This window comes from Sphingomonas sp. (assembly GCF_965227385.1).
Taxonomy (GTDB): Bacteria; Pseudomonadota; Alphaproteobacteria; order Sphingomonadales; family Sphingomonadaceae; genus Sphingomonas.
In genome coordinates this window covers 3827582-3844512 of record NZ_OZ245750.1, presented here as the reverse complement: position 1 = coordinate 3844512, position 16931 = coordinate 3827582, and the positions used below count along the sequence as shown (strand labels likewise).

General features: G+C 61.5%; 19 protein-coding genes. 5 read left to right on the top strand and 14 right to left on the bottom strand.

Annotated features, from left to right (window positions below; translation table 11 throughout):
• The first annotated feature begins 226 nt into the window (after nucleotides 1-226).
• Nucleotides 227-484 (top strand): helix-turn-helix domain-containing protein, encoded by a 258-nt coding sequence (locus tag ACO05N_RS18945; RefSeq protein ID WP_422058531.1) that lies wholly within the window; start codon nucleotides 227-229, stop codon nucleotides 482-484.
• An 81-nt stretch (nucleotides 485-565) separates the two neighbouring features.
• Here ACO05N_RS18945 and ACO05N_RS18940 read toward each other — a convergent pair whose 3' ends face one another.
• The 3 genes from ACO05N_RS18940 to ACO05N_RS18930 all read right to left on the bottom strand — a co-directional run bounded on the left by ACO05N_RS18940 (nucleotide 566) and on the right by ACO05N_RS18930 (nucleotide 4065).
• Nucleotides 566-1435, bottom strand: coding sequence for an ArdC family protein (locus ACO05N_RS18940; RefSeq protein ID WP_422058530.1), 870 nt, complete (start codon nucleotides 1433-1435; stop codon nucleotides 566-568).
• Nucleotides 1436-1639: 204 nt separating this feature from the next.
• On the bottom strand, nucleotides 1640-3292 hold the full coding sequence (locus tag ACO05N_RS18935) for a ParB/RepB/Spo0J family partition protein (protein ID WP_422058529.1): 1653 nt from the start codon (nucleotides 3290-3292) through the stop codon (nucleotides 1640-1642).
• 215 nt (nucleotides 3293-3507) lie between these two features.
• On the bottom strand, nucleotides 3508-4065 hold the full coding sequence (locus ACO05N_RS18930) for a hypothetical protein (RefSeq protein WP_422058528.1): 558 nt from the start codon (nucleotides 4063-4065) through the stop codon (nucleotides 3508-3510).
• A 369-nt stretch (nucleotides 4066-4434) separates the two neighbouring features.
• On the opposite strand from ACO05N_RS18930, the gene ACO05N_RS18925 reads away from it, so the two are divergent.
• Nucleotides 4435-4776, top strand: a complete 342-nt coding sequence (locus tag ACO05N_RS18925) for a hypothetical protein (protein ID WP_422058527.1) — start codon at nucleotides 4435-4437, stop codon at nucleotides 4774-4776.
• Between the two features lie 127 nt (nucleotides 4777-4903).
• Here the strand turns inward: ACO05N_RS18925 and ACO05N_RS18920 are convergent, their stop codons facing one another.
• From ACO05N_RS18920 to ACO05N_RS18905, 4 genes are all read right to left on the bottom strand, one after another.
• Nucleotides 4904-5305 carry a hypothetical protein gene (locus ACO05N_RS18920; protein WP_422058526.1) on the bottom strand — a complete coding sequence of 134 codons (402 nt, stop codon included), beginning with the start codon at nucleotides 5303-5305 and terminating at the stop codon, nucleotides 4904-4906.
• A gap of 63 nt (nucleotides 5306-5368) precedes the next feature.
• The gene (locus tag ACO05N_RS18915) at nucleotides 5369-5692 is read right to left on the bottom strand and encodes a hypothetical protein (protein WP_422058525.1); all 324 of its coding nucleotides are present in this window, start codon (nucleotides 5690-5692) and stop codon (nucleotides 5369-5371) included.
• A 298-nt stretch (nucleotides 5693-5990) separates the two neighbouring features.
• Nucleotides 5991-7529 (bottom strand): recombinase family protein, encoded by a 1539-nt coding sequence (locus tag ACO05N_RS18910; protein ID WP_422058524.1) that lies wholly within the window; start codon nucleotides 7527-7529, stop codon nucleotides 5991-5993.
• On the bottom strand, nucleotides 7526-7735 hold the full coding sequence (locus ACO05N_RS18905; protein WP_422058523.1) for a hypothetical protein: 210 nt from the start codon (nucleotides 7733-7735) through the stop codon (nucleotides 7526-7528). Before ACO05N_RS18905 ends, ACO05N_RS18910 begins: the two co-directional genes overlap by 4 nt.
• Here ACO05N_RS18905 and ACO05N_RS18900 point away from each other — a divergent pair.
• From ACO05N_RS18900 to ACO05N_RS18890, 3 genes are read left to right on the top strand one after another with little or no spacing between them, the layout of a single operon-like run.
• Entirely contained in the window at nucleotides 7734-9200 is a 1467-nt protein-coding gene (locus ACO05N_RS18900) for a hypothetical protein (protein ID WP_422058522.1), read from the top strand. The two genes, ACO05N_RS18905 and ACO05N_RS18900, sit on opposite strands and share 2 nt — an antisense overlap.
• 40 nt (nucleotides 9201-9240) lie before the next feature.
• Nucleotides 9241-9576 (top strand): helix-turn-helix transcriptional regulator, encoded by a 336-nt coding sequence (locus tag ACO05N_RS18895; protein ID WP_422058521.1) that lies wholly within the window; start codon nucleotides 9241-9243, stop codon nucleotides 9574-9576.
• Nucleotides 9573-10124 (top strand): crossover junction endodeoxyribonuclease RuvC, encoded by a 552-nt coding sequence (locus ACO05N_RS18890; protein WP_422058520.1) that lies wholly within the window; start codon nucleotides 9573-9575, stop codon nucleotides 10122-10124. Before ACO05N_RS18895 ends, ACO05N_RS18890 begins: the two co-directional genes overlap by 4 nt.
• Nucleotides 10125-10206: 82 nt before the next feature.
• On the opposite strand, the gene ACO05N_RS18885 is transcribed toward ACO05N_RS18890, so the two are convergent.
• The 7 genes from ACO05N_RS18885 to ACO05N_RS18855 all read right to left on the bottom strand — a co-directional run bounded on the left by ACO05N_RS18885 (nucleotide 10207) and on the right by ACO05N_RS18855 (nucleotide 16924).
• Nucleotides 10207-11061: a hypothetical protein gene (locus tag ACO05N_RS18885; RefSeq protein WP_422058519.1), complete on the bottom strand. Its 855-nt coding sequence runs from the start codon at nucleotides 11059-11061 to the stop codon at nucleotides 10207-10209.
• Nucleotides 11062-11224: 163 nt separating this feature from the next.
• Complete coding sequence (locus ACO05N_RS18880) at nucleotides 11225-11578, bottom strand: hypothetical protein (RefSeq protein ID WP_422058518.1); 354 nt, start codon at nucleotides 11576-11578, stop codon at nucleotides 11225-11227.
• A gap of 5 nt (nucleotides 11579-11583) precedes the next feature.
• On the bottom strand, nucleotides 11584-13584 hold the full coding sequence (locus ACO05N_RS18875) for a type IV secretory system conjugative DNA transfer family protein (protein WP_422058517.1): 2001 nt from the start codon (nucleotides 13582-13584) through the stop codon (nucleotides 11584-11586).
• Nucleotides 13584-14282 carry a hypothetical protein gene (locus ACO05N_RS18870; RefSeq protein WP_422058516.1) on the bottom strand — a complete coding sequence of 233 codons (699 nt, stop codon included), beginning with the start codon at nucleotides 14280-14282 and terminating at the stop codon, nucleotides 13584-13586. Before ACO05N_RS18870 ends, ACO05N_RS18875 begins: the two co-directional genes overlap by 1 nt.
• 198 nt (nucleotides 14283-14480) lie before the next feature.
• Entirely contained in the window at nucleotides 14481-14837 is a 357-nt protein-coding gene (locus tag ACO05N_RS18865; RefSeq protein ID WP_422058515.1) for a TrbC/VirB2 family protein, read from the bottom strand.
• A gap of 3 nt (nucleotides 14838-14840) precedes the next feature.
• The gene (virB11, locus tag ACO05N_RS18860; RefSeq protein WP_422058514.1) at nucleotides 14841-15845 is read right to left on the bottom strand and encodes a P-type DNA transfer ATPase VirB11; all 1005 of its coding nucleotides are present in this window, start codon (nucleotides 15843-15845) and stop codon (nucleotides 14841-14843) included.
• Entirely contained in the window at nucleotides 15842-16924 is a 1083-nt protein-coding gene (locus ACO05N_RS18855; protein WP_422058513.1) for a TrbI/VirB10 family protein, read from the bottom strand. The genes virB11 and ACO05N_RS18855 overlap by 4 nt, the downstream gene beginning before the upstream one ends.
• Between the last annotated feature and the right edge of the window lie 7 nt (nucleotides 16925-16931).

Here is a 16931-nt window from a genome sequence, read left to right as displayed (position 1 = left end):
GGAAGCTCAATCGTGGTGTTCGTCGTGTATGACTTCGCCGGCGAGAGACCGCCGATACCGACGCAGGAAGGTAACATGAGCGCTACGAGCGCGACGGGCAATATTCGCATACTATCTCCCCCTCTTATCGCCAGCGCCCTCAGGGAGGCGCCCACAAATATATGAAGACCATATATCCGAAGTTCGTATCTAGAGGAAGGGCTGTTCTCAGCGGTGAGCAGCCATCGTGCCAAAGTCGGTTTTCAGTGACGCGTATGCACAGTTCCTCGGCGTGCTGATCGAGGCGCGGAAGGAGGCGGGCGTCACGCAGGTGGAGTTGGCCCGCGCACTCGGACGACCGCAGCCGTTCATCTCGTATATCGAGACAGGCGAACGTCGCGTCGATCTCATCGAATTCTGCGCTATCGCACGAGCGCTCAAAGTCGATCCCGAGGTACTATTTGCCGAAGTGGTGCGACGGCTGCCCGCTAAAATCACGATTTAGCGGCAAAGCCCCGGCCTCTCACGCACGCCGTTAGTTCAAAGCGCTATAGAAAAGCAGCCGGCACGGGCCGGCTGCGAAAGATCAGAATGGTAGCTGCTTCTCGTGCAAATAGGTCACCGCGGCGGTTGATAGGCTCGCGGCGGTAAAAATCGCGCGGGAATCGCTCCGCAGGATTTTTAGCCACGACGCAACATACGCGGCATGATCCGGGCGCGGGTCGTTGGTGACGCCCAGATCGGCGCAGAGGAATGCAGCGCCCAGCTCGGCGACCAGTTCTTCGGCAGCATAAGCGGCATCGCCGAACCGCTCGCCGAACGTCCGATTGAGGCGATGCTCCGCACCGGTCCAGTGGACCAGCTCGTGGAGCAACGTCGAATAGTAGCATTCGGTGGCGCTGGATGTCGGTGAGCCGATAAACCGCGCCTTGTCCGGGATAGCGATATAGTCGCTCCCCGGATCGAAATAGGCGCGGGTGCCGCCATGCTCGATCCGCGCCTTGGTCAGCCGGACGAACAGGTCAACGTCGTCGAGTGTTTCGGCTGCTGGAACGGTTGTCACGTCCGGATACCCGCCCTCGACCTGCTCCAGGTTGAACACGATCGAGGACCGCATGACGAAGCCGGGTCGGCGCTCGTCATCCTCTATCCGCTCAGTCGGCTTATAGAAGATGATCGGTGCGCCGCGCTGCCCCTTGCGGACCTGCGCGCCGCGCGTTGCCCATTGGCGGTACGTCGCCCAGTGCGGCGAACCGTATCCCCGCAGCATCTGTTCGGCCCAGAGGCCCACTGCATTGCCACCAGAATAGGGCTTGCCGCTCGCGGCGTTTACGGGACGGCTCGTGCCGTCGCCATGCCAAGGCATGACGAATGTGCCCGCGCCTTGCTCGATCGCTTCGATGATCCGCGCGGTGATGGTTTCATACGCCGAAGATGTTCGTGAAGTGCGTGCCATGTTCGTGTCTCCCGTTCTTCCGGGAGCGCCCCACCACCGTGGTGCGGCGCTCCCCTGAGCGCGGGAGTCCAGGGTCAAGTATCGCGGAGACGAACGCGCGGCACACGGCGGCACTTTGCGTGGTAAGCTGGCATTGTCGGACGTCGGGGAGTTTGGGGACTTGGGGGACGTGGAGGGAGCGGTCATGCCGCTCCCTTCGTTCAGTCAGGCTGCCGAGGCCGGCTGGACATAACTTCCTTGCGGGAACGTAAGCCACCGCGGAACCCAGTCCTCGACCTTCTGCCGCCCGTTCCTGCCCGCGAGGCAGTCGCGGATAATCGCCTTTTGAAGCTTGAGCGTCGTACCGGCATTTGCGCGCCCGGCTTCCGCTCCCGCCACTTCCTCGACCATCGCTTCCACAACCGCGCGGTTGCGTAACAGATCGAAGAAGGTGTCGTCCGGTTGCCAGTCGCCCGAAAGGTCGAGTGCGATATGTGCGCCGAGAACGTCGATCAGCTCGTTTCCGGCTTCGAGGCTCTCGGCCATCGCCGCTGTCGCGAGCTGGAGTACGGCATCATCAGACAGCACCGTGAGCGCGGAGAACGTCGCGGCTAGTCCTCCGTATTGGCCGCACCCGATCACGCTCCCACTATTGTCCTCCCTCAGCAACAAACAGCCGTCGTTGAGCGCACGGCGAACCTGCTCCGATGCGGGAGCCTCCGCCACGCTCTGCGCGATCTCGGCTTTGCGGGTCTGTAGCGGATCGGCTTCGACCTTCCACAGCCCTGATCCGCACATCATGTGCGCGACGATCAGTCGAAGTGTCAGATCGGGGCGTTTGACCAACTCGGCCCTAATTACCGCATGACGGTGGAGATCGACATAGTTGCGCAGCGGCGCGGAGAGTTCAGGACGCTCCGCTGGACTTCCCTTCTCACGGTTTTCTCGTTCAGCCTTGCGGAGCTTCCAGCCTTCGTGCGCTTCAACCTCGCCCGAGCCCGACACAGTAACGTACACGCCGCCACCTTCGGTCTGGTCGGCGCATACATATTCCCAGCGCTGAAAATATGAGGTCTCTGGCAGGACATGCACGCTCTCCCAGCCTTGATCCCGAAATGTAGCTGCAAGTGCGTCCACCGCGCGCGTCTGATGCTCCCAGAATAGCTCGCTATCGGCGAAATACCGGTCTTCGCCGAACAGGTCTGAGATGATCTCGCCCGGATAGCTGTCGAGCGGGAAGATCGCCACCTTGGTGGGGATCGACTGCCCGCCGCACAGCCAGTGCTTGAGATTGCTGCCCACGGGCGCGCGGCCCTCCGGATCACGCCAGAGGGACAGCCATTCCTGTTGGCGTGCGCGGGAAGCAAGGGTGAGGTGGCGCACGGTGGCAGGGTCGATTTCTCCCTTGCGGTACAGCGAGCGGATGGCGGGTAGGAGGTTGCCGAGTGCGAGTATCCGCTTCACCTGCTGCTCGGTGATGCCGAAGGTGAGGGCGATGTCCTCGACGCTTCTCCCGGCTTTGACGAGCCGGACGAAGCTCACCCACTGGCTAACCTCATCCGCGTCCTGTCGGGCGAGGTTCTCGATGAGGGATGCCTCAAGCGCGTCGGAATCATCGCCGTCGTCAAGGATCGCGCACGGCAGGGCTCCGAGGGGTAAACCCTCGGTAACGAGTGCCCGTGCCGCGAAGTAGCGACGACGACCGGCAACGATCTCGAAGGTCTGCTCGCTGCCATTGGGTCGGACTAGCAGGGGCACGATAATGCCGCGCGCTCGGACCAAGGGCAGGAGGTCGGAGATATCGGGTGCCTTCGCACCATATCGCATGTTGAGCTTCGAAACCGAGAGCTGGTCCAGGCTGAGATGAGTCAGTTCCATTGTAGTCACTCCAAAATGCGCACCGACCCGGAAGGGGTGGGCGGCAAGAGCGACTAAGAAGGCGGGGCGCGGCAGCCTGCACCCGCAGGGCCGAAACGCATGTGGAGGACCGAGGGCGTAGCCCTCGGTTGCTGGCTGCGGCGCTTCGCCTAGGAGGCAGCGCCGCTCACCCCGGTGGTATCAAGAACTGGGCAAGGGGAATTCACTCTTGCCAGCTAGATCAGGAGTTCGTGATACTTGTCGTCGAACGCCTTGCAGAATCGCTCGAACAGGGCGTGGGTAAGTAAGGCTTTGTCACCTTCCAACGGGCCGTTATCCCTCTCAACAAGCTCATTTTCTAGCAGAGTAATTGCCGCTGACGCGGCGCGCAAAACGCGAAGCGCCTCCCCCGCATGCTTTGTCTTGCTAACGTCAGAACGCGCGCGGCTGAAGAGCAGCATCAGCCCCATCGGAATGCCGAAGGCGCGCGCCATAGCGTCCATCTGGCTGTAGGAAATCTGTTGGCGTCCTTTGACAACGCCCAGGAACGATGAGTCCCAGATCGCCTTCGGGTTTACGCGAAACTCTACAGGTTCCTTATCCTGCTTCAGAATTTCGCGCAGTCCTTCAGACGCAACATTGGGGTTGCGTTCAAAACGGTCACAAATTAAGTCGTGGAGCAGCAAGCGCAGGGAGTCAGGTGTTTTACGCTTTTCTCTCGGCAAGGCAGTAAACGCCTTCAACGACCGGTCCGCTTGACTCTTTGGCATTTGCCCCTCGTGTAAATTTTTCACGCATCAGCGGAACGTATCGTGCCCGCGTGTAAAATCAATCCGTCTATTACTTGTCCCTTGCATATCGTTCTAGTCGATGATGCTATCCTGTCAGTGACGGCGGATATCGCCGATTCGTCACTTGGTGTCGTTGTGGCATACCGATCGCCCCCGGGCGGTGCACCCTCTAGCTCTCGCGTCTCCGAGGGCACGCGAGAAAATAGTCGGAAGACTATGCGAGAGGGTTTTTGTTTATATCTCACGCATAGAAAAGTCCCCGACACGGTCTCCAAAGAGAATGTGCCGGGGACCGGAATTGCCAGCCTTGCGTATTGCACACGTAGGGCTGGCTAGGATGAGGAGTTAGGTCGACTACCAAGGAGATTCGGCATGTCTAATAAGGCTCCCCATGCCATCTTATTTATGGCATGTTATGGAATCATCGACAAGCTTGGCTTGTGGATGGGATTTACGACTGAGATTATACCCGAGGAATGGGCTTCTTGGGTTAATCCGTTGCTCACCGTTATCATCTGGATTTCTTGGGTGATGGCGGGCGCATGGATAATCGTACGAGTTGCTTACCTCATTGTACGATTTACGCGCTGGGTGCGCAGGACCATAGACCGCTGCTGGCACAGGGTCATTCAGCGGGTCAACGCCCGTCTGCGGCGGATTGTTGCCCGTCTGGATCAGGTGTCTCCAGCAAAGAACGACAGCGCTTCCAGTTGAAAGCGATGCATAATCGGGGAGGCGCGCGAATGCAACCTTGGGGTCGATCTTGGGGCGGATCGACTTCGCTTGCCGATCTGATGAAGCTCACTGGGCGCCCATGCTTACGACCTAGTCCGCGTCAGACTCATTCATGCTGATACGAGGCTTCATCAAGAAAATACGCTCGATGTCCATCGGTCAGCTCGACGAGCACGGACTCCTGCTTCGCCTCGATGCCGAAGCGGTGCATGAACGCTGATATTTCGTGAAATCGCGCTTTGAATGCCTCGTCGTCGGTAATGAATGAATAGACGATTGCGACGTCATCTTCGAGAAACTCACCGTCGGTTGCCTTCCAAACGCCTCGTGAAGAGGGTTGGAGCGTGCAGCCGCCGTTGATGTCGGTGAGGACATGGAGAGCGGCCTCGACCCAGGCATCGTGGCTCGGTTTAATGGGTTGGCGGTATTTGTCCTTATCCGGAACGTAAATGCTGAACTTTTGAATACTGGGCTGCTTATCAGATCGCAGAATCGCGAGAATATCCATTCACCCCCCCACAATAAAGCCCCGCGTGAGCAGGGCTTTATAATGCGGCAGAGATGATAAAGATCAAGGTGTGTCGATGCGCGGCACCCCGATGTCATCCGGGATGACTCGCTTCATTCCCGATTCAATGCCACGCGAAGATGGTCCAACGCCTTCGTTGGCGAAGCGTTCGGACGTTTTGCGAACTCGCGCGAGTATCGCCTGCGCATCATCGCTGATAGGGGGCAGGGTGTCGCGACTGTAGGAGCCAGGGGGAATGCTTTCCGACTGACTGCAAGGATCTAAGGTCATGGTATCTCCCGACCGTTCGCGAGACTTCAATGAATTTGAAGCCTCGCCGCGGGCGAGGGAGAAAATACGAGCGGTGAAGTATGCTGCTGCTGCCAAGCCGGCGGTCACTCCCCCAACGATGCGGGCGGACCTGCCCTTTGCGGCAGGGTGCATACCGCGGCGATGGATTGCTGCGGATCTTGGCGGACTCTCAACTACTTTCGCCCGTGATGCCATAATGGCTCCTGTAAACGACTCGCTGCCGTCCCGAGAACCATAGGCCTCGGGTATCTGCGCTAGATCGACAAACCTGGTTTATAAGCTTGTAAGGTACTGGATCGCAGACGATGCGAACGAGAGCGACATCGGTTGGCTATGCGAGCCAAAATGCGATCCTTCCTGCTACCGTCATTAATCATAGGCGCTGCGCTCGAATGTTGCAAGAAGCGCCGAGGGTCGGGGTTTGCGAGTGAGATTCCCGTCTGGTGAACAAAGTACCGCCATTTCGAGGCTCGGCCCTGTACGGAGTACCATTCGTGACAGCGCGCTTCAAAATCAGCTCGTCGAACGGATAATATAGCGCAAAGGCTAGGCTTTTGTGGTCTGCTACCAGGTTCGACATAATCAAAACGACCGCATTGCGGATTTCCGCGTGGTTCGACGATTGAAGCTTCTGCAGAGCCACTTTTCCGAGTTCGAGCTTTTTCAGCTTGGTGATCTCCGGGCTCTCCTCCGGAGGCGTTTCGATCGCATCCAGATATCCACGACGTTCGGAAAGCAATTGGGCCTTTTTCGCGTCGAACAAGTCTCGCTCGATCGCACCGTCGAGAAAGGCATCGGTCAGTCGGGACAGGAGTTCGTCACACCGCGCAAGGCCGAGCTTCGCTGCTTGCTGTGCTACCCGCTTTTCCTCTTCGGCGCGCGCATGGGCGTTTTCGGTCAAGTCCCTCAAGTCCCTCAACTCTGCGGGATCCAGCTGCAAATGCTGGAGTAGCTGATGCAGGTCCTCGCTGATGTCAGCCTCCCGCAGCGAGGTGCCCCGGCAACTGTCAGAGTGGCAACGATAATAGACATGGCCCTTTTGCCGCTCGCCGATAAGGGCGCGGTCGCATTGCCCACATTTGATCAGGCGTGAGTACAGAAATGCGTGCCTCGTCGTGAGCGCATAAGCGCGGCCGGACAGGATGGCTTGGCAGCGGTCGAAGACCGCTTTTGTAACGAGCGGGGAGTGGGCGCCGGCGAATGTCTGGCCGGTGCGCTTGATGTGGATGAGCCCGATGTAAAAGGGGCGTCGAAGCATTTCCCATATGCCGTTCGCCGAGACAGGGCCGCCTTGCCGGTTTCGAAGTCCCCGGCGGGCCATTTCGTCGCAGAGGTCGCGCACGGTGAAGCGGCCGGTCGCATAGAGTTCGAACGCTTTGCGGACGAGCGGCCCCATTACCGGATCGATCTCCTTGGGCTTCCCCTTGCCGCAGTCGCGATAGCCGATCGGAGCGGGGAGGGGGTAGAGTCCACGCTTGAGCGCGCCGTCGATCCCCTTGCGGACTTCCTGTCGCAGGTTGCGGATGAAGTCCGACGCAATCACGGCTTGAATATCAGCCGCGAGCCGACCCCCGCGCGACCCCAGGTCTAGGCTCTCATGGGCGAAACGCACGTCGACGCCCTGGTCCATGAGATCGGCAAGGAAAGACCAATCCCGCAGGTTGCGTGCGCTGCGATCGATCTTGTGGATGATAACGCCGGGAGCCTCGCGGCGAGCCAGGCGCTTCATCATGCGGGTGAACTGAGTACGGCCTTGCTTGGCCGCCGTCTCGCGCTCCTCAAACCATTCTGCGATGACGAGGCCGTTGCGGACGGCATAGGTTTCGATGGAGGAACGCTGTTCGGACAGGGACGAACCAAGTTCGCCCTGCTTTGCAGTCGATACCCGGATGTACGCGAAGTAGCCTTTCATATTGCAGAAGGAGTCGGCTGAATCGTATCGTGTTCCGGGGATTCATGCGAATCGTCCCGGTGCATAAGTTCCGCCTCCCCAAGGGCTTCAAGGATGCGGGCAAATTCACGAAAAGCTTCTCGTGCCGCTTCACGCGTCTCGGGATCGGCATTTTGACAATAGCGATCGAGCAGAAGATCACCGGGGCGGCGCTCAGGGGTCGACATGGTGGAAGCATGGCAGAGCAGCAGGCAAGCTGGCAGGCGTCAGATTGCCAACGGCGCGCGCAAGTTACCGCCTCTACGGATTCCGTGCATCGGCCATCATCGAGATATGGATGGCAACAGCAATTCGGTCCCGGTTATCTCGCGTGTCCTCGCTGACGGCACGCTGATCGAGACCGTGTTCGACCCTGTGCAGGGAACGACCGCGCTAGCGATTGCCGCCCCGGATGCAGCGCCGATCATCGCACCGGATCATGTGTTGCCATCGGGGTTGCGCCTCATCCCCTATGCACCGGACAATAATCTGCTCCTACATGACTGCGTGCTGCTGCCCTCGGCGATCGGCGACGCAGGCAGCAAGGAGCAGCTGGTGGCCGACATCACAAGCTACCTCCATCGCTATGTCGATCTCACGCCCGAGTTCGAAGCGATCGCCGCCCATTATGTGCTGCTGAGCTGGGTATATGACGCGTTCAACGAGCTGCCCTATCTGCGCTTTCAGGGCGATTTCGGGACAGGTAAGACGCGCGCGCTGCTGACGATCGGGTCGATCTGCTACAAGCCGTTCTTCGCCTCCGGCGCCTCGACGGTATCTCCAATCTTCCATATTCTCGATGCGTTTGGTGGTACGTTGGTTCTCGACGAAGCTGACTTCCGCTTCTCTGACGCGACGGCTGACATCGCCAAGATCCTCAACAACGGCAATGTCCGCGGCCTGCCAGTGCTGCGCACCATGGCGAACCGACACAAGGAGCTGAACCCGCGCGCATTCCGCGTATTTGGTCCGAAGTTGATCGGTATGCGTGAGCGTTTCTCGGATACCGCGCTTGAAAGCCGCTTCCTGAGCGAGAAGACAGGTACACGACCGCTACGATCCGACATTCCACTGCATCTCCCCGGAGCGCAGGCGGCAGAGGCGCAATGCCTGCGTAATCGCCTGCTAGCATGGCGCTTTGCTGCACGACGTGAAGTCAGGATCGATCCGGGCTGTCGAATGGGGGGCGTATCGGCGCGGCTTAATCAGGTAGCAATGCCGCTCCTGTCGCTAGTCGATGATCCCGGTGCGCGCGCAATGCTGGCGAACTGGCTGGTGGTTGACGCGCGCACCGAGAGTTCCGGGAACGTGCCGCGAAGTGAGCGGGCGGTGGTCAGCGCGATGCGCGACGCTTTCGCGGACCTTTCAGTTCCCTATGTCACCATCGATGACATCGCGCGCCGAACGAACGCAGCGTTGGCAGACTTTCAGCTTCCGCTCAGCAACAAATCGGTTGGTGCGATCGTGCGCCGGCTAGGGGTAGCGACCACCAAATCGCGCGGCATCTATGTGGTAGGTCAGGATGCGCGGGAACGCGTCGACGCGCTGGTCGAACGCTTTGCACTGTCCACACTGTCCACAACGGATGCAGACGCGATTGCCCACAGCATTGGCAATCTACCGCCTGCCACGAGCGAGCCGTCTCTGGAATGATAGAAGAAGGGCCGAGAGCCATCTCTAACCAAACTCACACATGCACAACAAAATCGCATCACTCAGAAAGGCATGGGCGCTGTCACAGACTGAGCTCGGCCAGTTGATCGGACGCTCCCGCACCGGTGTCGGCCATATGGAAATGGGGGCGCGGCATTATTCGCTCGAGGTGGCGCTCCGCCTCAGCGCGCTCTTCGAGACCGACATCGCTGACATCTTTCCTGATCATGCGCGGAGCGGCATCGAGGCGCTCGCCGCGCGACTTGCACCGCTCAGTATCCAGCTCGAAGGGCGCGAGGGACTTTCAGCGGAGCGAAAGCGCGAGCTTCTGGCCAGTTTCAGCAGTCGGTACGGGGTAACTGACGCCGGCCTATGAGCGCCAAGCCGCGTCCAGGGTTCATATTGGGAGTACATCCAACCTCCTCCGGGATGGGATGGGTTGTGTTTTCCGGGCCGTTCTCGCCGCATGACTGGGGAGTCCGCTCCACGCACTGCCACGATAAAAACCGCAAATGCGTTGAGCATGTGCGCAAGCTTATTGCTCGCTACCAGCCCGAGGTAATCGTGCTGGAATCCTTCGAACGAAGGACCTCTGCGCGCAAGACGCGGATCGAGCGGCTCGGCCGATTGATCGTCTCACTGGCGGCAAGCGAGAATGTCGATGTCGCGATTTTCCCGCTCGGTCAGGTGAAGGCGCATTTCGCGAGCGTTGGTGCCGCGACGCGCCAGGAGGTCGCTGAAGCGGTGGCTCGACATCTGCCTGCCTTGTCGCACCGTCTCCCCCGCCCGCGTCGCGCCTGGAACAGCGAGCATCCGCGCATGGCGCTATTCAGCGCTGCGGCGCTCGTGCTGGTCCACTATCAGGCGCGGGCGGTCGACGTTCTCGATCAGCTGGGGCGTGGGGTGGCCGACGTGTCGCCGTGACCCCCTACCTTACTTGCTAGCGCGGAATGGGAGGCGGGCGAATCTTGCCAAAATGGTCCGTGCCACCGGTCGGACTCGCGATCTAAGGTGCGTCAATTCGGCGCGCATCCGCGATCGTACGCCATTCCTCAGTCAGCACACCGGACAGCACGTCGCTCGGCACCCGCCAGTTCGCGCCGAAGCTGGGTTCTGCCTGGAACAGGAAGCGTTCTGCAAACGGTCCAGCATCCTGTGCGCGGATATATTCGATGATATTTGCGGCGTGCGTGCGATTGGTCGTGACCGTGAGCACGGTCAGGTTGGGGATCCCCCAATGTGTCCGGTACGCGCGCGTTCGCAATATATGGAGGTACGCCGCAATCTTTCGCCCAAACGAGGTTTGACCGGAAATCGATCGCTCGATGCTCTCGGTGTTGCGATCGATTTCGACGGCAAAGAAGCGATAACCTGCCCCCGGATATTCGAGGCCGAACAGGTCATCCGGGATCAGCGAACGGTTCGCCGAAAGCGGCAGTGCCAGATCGGCTGCTGCCTTTGCGAGTATTTCGCTGCGGCTGATGTAGCAAATGCCATGGTCACTCGCCTTAATCTCAAACGACGCGCCCACGCATGCCTGCATGAGCTGATGGACGAATGGAGCCGCCCGGCCTTGAGGCTGGCGGACCAACGTCCCGCGCTCAGCGAGTGCGAGCTTTGCCCTGGGCGCAAAATCGTACACCAGATGCTGGTACCGCGCATGGAACGACGCGAACTGTTGCTGTGGGCGCGCGAGATAGGGGCCGTGCGCATCGCCGTTGTAGAAATGAGTGAGGCGGAATTTTAGGTTGGCGAGATTGCCTCGTGCGTGCCGGGTCAGTTCATGGAGGTAATGCGTTGGCAGCGGCCCGTGCCGGTCGATTGCCTCGAACAGGCGAATGTCTGCTTCCGTCGGAATCATGCGGACAGCACCCGGCTGCGGAGCTGCGTAGCGAAGCCGACGATTTAGGGCGTCGTGGGGCATGGGATGGTGCGTAGCGCGCCGAGAATGCACTGTAACCGGTCGCCATGGGCGCGCCTGCAATGCCATGGCGCGGCACGAGCACGCCTGCACAGTTGGCTTTTTATGCGCGGGATATCGGATTTCCTGACGGCACGGTCGGGCACAGGTTTCGGCGGCGTGCGTGCCACGCCTCGGCTGTCGCGGCGTCTGCCGGGCGAGCGCCTGACGCTGCCAGCGCCTGCCCCCGCGCGAGTATTCGCTCTTGGATAGCGCGCCCGGCCGCCGTTTCGCGCTCAAGCTGGGCCATCATTTCGGGGGCGAGGCCACCCGTGGCGGTCTCTTGGACGATCCACTGCATGGTCTGGCTGTATGACCAATTGCTGGCTAGGAACTCGTCGGCAAGCGCTTTGTCGCCAGGATCGTCGCTCGCGATCACATAGTCGATCCACCCGACGGTGCGCTCCTTGTCCGACATCCGCGTCACCACTCCTTCGAAATATCATCATCGGGCGGCTCGAATGGCGTTTCGACCTGCGTGCCAGCCGCCGCATCATTCTTCTGCGCAGGGGTAATCGCGACCCTCGACCGGTTGCGTGCGATTATCTCGTCATACTCCTCCGCGTTGAGTTGCGGGAGATCGGGAGCCGGCGAAATGGGAATAGACACCGCGTGCGGCGTCGATCCCTTGATATGCGCGGCAAACTGGAGCCGAGGCTGGTCGAGGATGAAGTCCGGCGTGGTGCGCATCTCGCTCGCCATAGCGCGAGCGTCGGATGCGGACAGACCCGACGCGAATTTGATTGCGGTGTTGGCGTTGAGCGAGGCGCGGAGGCTTCCGCTCGCCTGATCGAGATACTGATGCGCGAACAGGCACCCGCACCGGTATTTGCGCGCCTCGGTCAAGAGATCGTCGATGTTGCTGTCGAAGTACGACGCGGCTTCGTCCACGATCAGGAAGGTCGGTTTGCGCTCGTGTGCCGGGATGGCGGAGCGTTCGAGCACCGCCTGGAGCGTGAGCGAGATAAACAGCTTGCCGAAGCTTGCGCTGCTTCCTTTGAGGAAGTCCTTGGCGGTGTCCACGAGGATGATCGATCCCTGATTAAGCTCGGCGAACAGGTCGAGCTTGGTTTCGGGGCTGGTGAACAGCCGCGCCATCGTCGGGTTCTCGATGATGGCCTGGAGCCGGTAGCGTATCTGCTCCTTGGTCTGCTTGAACGTCGGCCCCATGAAGTCGTTGACGAAGAAGTCGCGCGGGATTGGCGGCAGTTTCTCGATTGCCGCGCCGTACGGCACGGGATCTGACATGAGCCGGAGCATGTCGAGGATGGTGGCGTTGCGCCCGAGCGCCTCGGGTAGCGTCAACATGAGCCGCGCGACATAGCGGAAGAACACGCCCTGCTTGGCGGTGAGGTCCGCGCCTAAAAGACCGGTGAACAGATAGTCGAAGGTCTGGATGACGCCTGCGGTCACCTGCTCGCGCGTCACCTCGTCATATCCTTGAAGGCGCTCCTGATTGAGCGCGAACACGTTGAGCGCCGGTGGATAGTGGATATCGCGCGGATCGATCACCACCTGCCGGTCGCCGAGCCCCAGGTCTGCGCGCGTGAGCTTCCGGATGAGGTCGCTATGCGGGTCGATGATGACCAGTGACGGCGGATCGTCGGACTGGAGATCGTGGAGCACGAGGTTCTCGATGAGGGTCGTCTTGCCCGCGCCGCTGCCCCCAACGATATGCATATGATGGAACCGCTCCTCATGGGTGAGCTTGAGCGGGACCGGCGTCATGAAGAGGTCGTAGAAGGGGGTGTAGGCGAGATAGGTATCGACCAGCTCGTCGAGGGGGAGCGTGCTCTCGTTGGCGAACCGGAACGGTTTGCGCTCTTCGCGCTCAGGATCGCGACCGGATGCGACGCAGATGTTGATGTAGAGCTGCCGCGTCAGGTCGCGGAACAGCCCCGCGTCGCGATATTCGTCCTGTGCGAATGTGCCAAAGATGCGGTGGATGGTGTCGCGGGGATCGGACAGCGCGTACACCAGAGGGACGGTAAAGGGGGTGGGGGCTGCGAGGTCCGGCAGCAGCGATACGATCCCGAAGACGACATTCTCGATCGCTTCGCCGAGCATCGCCAGGATCGCGGTCTGATTGGCGAAGAAATGCTCCTTGGCGTAGAGCAGATTGCGGTACTCGACGAACGCTTGGAGCGACATGCGTCCGAAGTCGGGCTCGGGCAGGGTCCATATCTGCTCTTCGACTTCGATGAGATGGTCGGCGACGCAGTAGAAGGCGAAGCGGATATCGTCGGGCAGCTCAAGCGCGGCGTCGATCGCCTGCATGGTGAGCATCGCCTTGCTCACCCCGAACCTCGCCTGATGCGCAGCGACCCGCTCATAGAGCGCGCGGGTCTCGCGCAGTTCCCGCTCATGCTCGCTTCCGAACCTGCGCGTGAGCGGGACATATGCCGATGGCGTTGGCGGGCGCATCAGTAGGCGCAGGCGCGGACAGCAAGTAGGAGCACGACGAACGCAGCACCGACGAGAGCGAAGGTGAGATGTCTTTCCTCAACGCCCGCCGGCAGCTCGATACCGAATGCCTGGAGTGGCGGGCGGTACTCGGGGTCGGTGTCCGCTTCTTCCGCGGGCTCATCGCGACTTGGTGCCACGAGAGACGGTGCCGGCTCAGCCATTGGCGCTGGTGCCTGCACGACTGTCATCGGAGCAGGCGTCGTCGAATGCGCCACCACCGCTGGCTGGGCACCGTCAAAATCGATGAGCACTTCCCGGCCATCGAAGGTGGCAGCGGTGTCGAGATAGGCTTTCACATTCTTGCAGGCGTCGATGAGCGTCTCTTCCGCGTCGATTAGCTCCGCCATGCTTTTGCATTCGATGTGGTGGCCTTGCTCAAGGCTCCTGATCGTGATGTTGAGATTCATGGCGACCAGCGCGAGCGACGCGAAGGACTTGAGCACGCCGCCCGCCGTGCCGCTGGAGAGGTTCGCGTCCACGCGCGCGAGATGCCGCTTGGACGCTTCGCTGTTATAGATGACCTCGTTGTGGAGCTTGTATCGCTGGATGCTCGCGCGCTCGGATGTTGAGTATTCTGCGCGCACGTCGATCGCGAAGATCACCTTGGACGACATAACGCCGGCCTCGCGTTGCGAACGCTTGATCTTGAGCTGCATAGTGCCCTCCCCCGAAGACCAGGAGAGTTGAGGCTAGGTAACGCCGAGAGTCAACCAGTCCAGTCCTCGCAGAAACATCCATCTTGGCATGGAGTCGGAGGCCGGTGTAGCGGCAAGACTACTGAATTACTGAGATATTGCGCCTAGAAATCCCCCGATACGGTATCCTGCTCTGTATGCTGGACCCGTATGCAGAGGTCAGCGCGGCGGCACCGAGGCTCCTGCATAAGGATCATAAGGCTGCGGGCTCGGCGTCGGTGGCAGAGGCGGCGGGGCCGGTGGTAGCGGTGTGGAAGCGAGCGCGGTGGAATCTGAATCGCTCATTTGCAGCAATCCGGCGGCAATCAGTGGAGCTCCAAACACCACAAAGCATCCAAGGATCACGACGAGTGCGCGCCGCACGTCGATGCGACCGCTGAGCATGCCAAAACCGATAAACGCGACCGCAATGACCGCAATCGCTGTCGCTAGCGTGCCCAGCATTGCGCCCTGTACCCAGTGCGCTGCATCGACCAGCGCACCTGTCCCAGGCGGCGTGGAGAGCCCGTCCGCCACGGCTTAGGTTTGCTGTTCGAGCATGGCCGCCGTCGCGACCTGCGACACGTAACGCCGCCCGCCGGCGCGGCTCAGCTGAACGTAAAGATCGATCGTCGAGCGCACATAGTGATGCACATCCGCGCGGCTCAGCTGGGAACCGCTCTGGAGGGCGAGCAGAGTGATCTGTTCGATTGCGCCCCTGGGGCTGTCGGCATGGACCGTGGTCATCGAGCCCGGATGGCCCGTGTTGACCGCGCGCAAGAACGCCAGTGCCTCGTCACCGCGAAGCTCGCCAAGGATGATGCGGTCGGGACGCATACGCAGCGATGCCGCGACTAGGTCGTTTGCGGTCACCCGCGCCTCGCCAAGTTCGCTGCGCGCGGCGAGCAAGCCAAGTGCATTGGCGTGCTGGAGCTGAAGTTCGGGGGTGTCCTCGATGAAGATCAATCGCTCGTCCGCCGGGATCTCGGCGATCAGCGCGTTGAGGAACGTGGTCTTGCCGGTCGAGGTGCCGCCGGCGACGAGGATGTTCTTGCGCGCGCGCACGGCTGTCGCGAGCGCGCGTTCGAGGTCGCCGCTCGACAGCGCATCGGCAATCGCAGCATCCGCTGTCGCGGTGCCGCTGTCCCCGATCCGCGCGTCGGCAAATGCGCCTGCGCTGGTATAGTCGGCGAGCTTGAGGTTCGGCGCGACATGCTTACGGATTGCGAGCGCGACCCCGCCGCGTGTGGCGGGCGGCCCGACGACCTGCACACGCGCGCCGTCGGGGAGGGTGGCCGATAGGAGCGGGTGCTCGCGGCTGATGCCCTGGTGCGCGAGCGCGGCGATCTGGCGGGACAGGCGGACCAGTGTCTCTTCGTCGAGTTCGGCGCTTTCGAGCCGCTCGATCGCGCCGCCGGTGCTTTCGGTCCAGATCTCGTGGGGGCGGTTGACATAGACGTCGGTGACATCGGGCCGCGCCAGCACATTGGCGAAGGGCGCGAGGAACGCCCGCAGATAGACCTGGCGGCGCAGCGGCTTGCTCATCGGACAGCGGCTGCCCCGGTAAAATCGAGATCGCGCGCGACGAACACGCTGACGCTGGTGCCCGGCTTGACGGTCAGCGTCGGTGTGATCTGTTGCGGTTGGACCGCCTGCGCCGTCACATTTGCGCCGGGCAGCGCATAGATGACCGGAGCTCCGGCTTCGCGCGAAGCAATGTTGACGCCGATATCGAGCGCCGACTGGAGGATTGCGCCGCCGAACCGCTCGAAAAAGTGCGTGTTGACCCGCGCACGCACGCCGGTGCGGCCGACGGTGTCCGCTGACGGAGATCCGATCGCAATCGTTACGCCATCGGGGCGCACGAGGCGCGTCCAATTGATCAGCGCGCGCTTCTGCCCGGCGGAGGTCTGGGCGTCATACTCGCCGATCAGGCGGCTGCCGCGCGGGATCAGCACGCGCGAATTGTCGAACCCGCGTACATCGCGCGACACGATCGCGCGCGCAAACCCCGCCCGCGTTGAGTCGAGCCCGGATTCGAGCACGGCCTGGATCAGCGTGCCCTGGACGATCGTGGTCGAGCGATTGGCGAGCACGCTGGATCGGGCGCGGTTGGTGTCGCGCGGCTGCGTCTGGCCTTTCGCCGCTTCCTGATCGTCCCCTCGACCGGTGTCTGCGCGCTCGGTTCGCGCTGGGGCACCCTGATCGATCACCAGTACTGCCGCCGTGTCGGATCGCACGGGCTCCGGCCGCGATGCGGACTGGCTCTGGGGCTGCGGCACATAGACGATCTGCAGCTCGGGCGCTGGTGCAGGCCGCGGAGCAGGAGTGGGCGGTGGGGTGGGTGCGGAGATCACCGTTGCGACCGCCGGCGGGAGCGGCGGTGCGGCAGGCGGTACCGGAGCCGCCGGGATCAGCAGCGGCGGCGGCGCGGCGAACGCGGTCGATTCAGCGGTTCTTGCCGTGACCGCTGGAGCAGAAAGCGCACTTCGCCGTGTTTCCAGAACCACGAAGAGGATCAGCCCGGCGGCAACCACGCCGGCGATGAAGATCCAGGTCGGTATCTGGCGCGTCGCGGTGCCGACATTCGGGCGCACGTCCCTGATGGCTGGAACGGCTTCCATGGGTTCC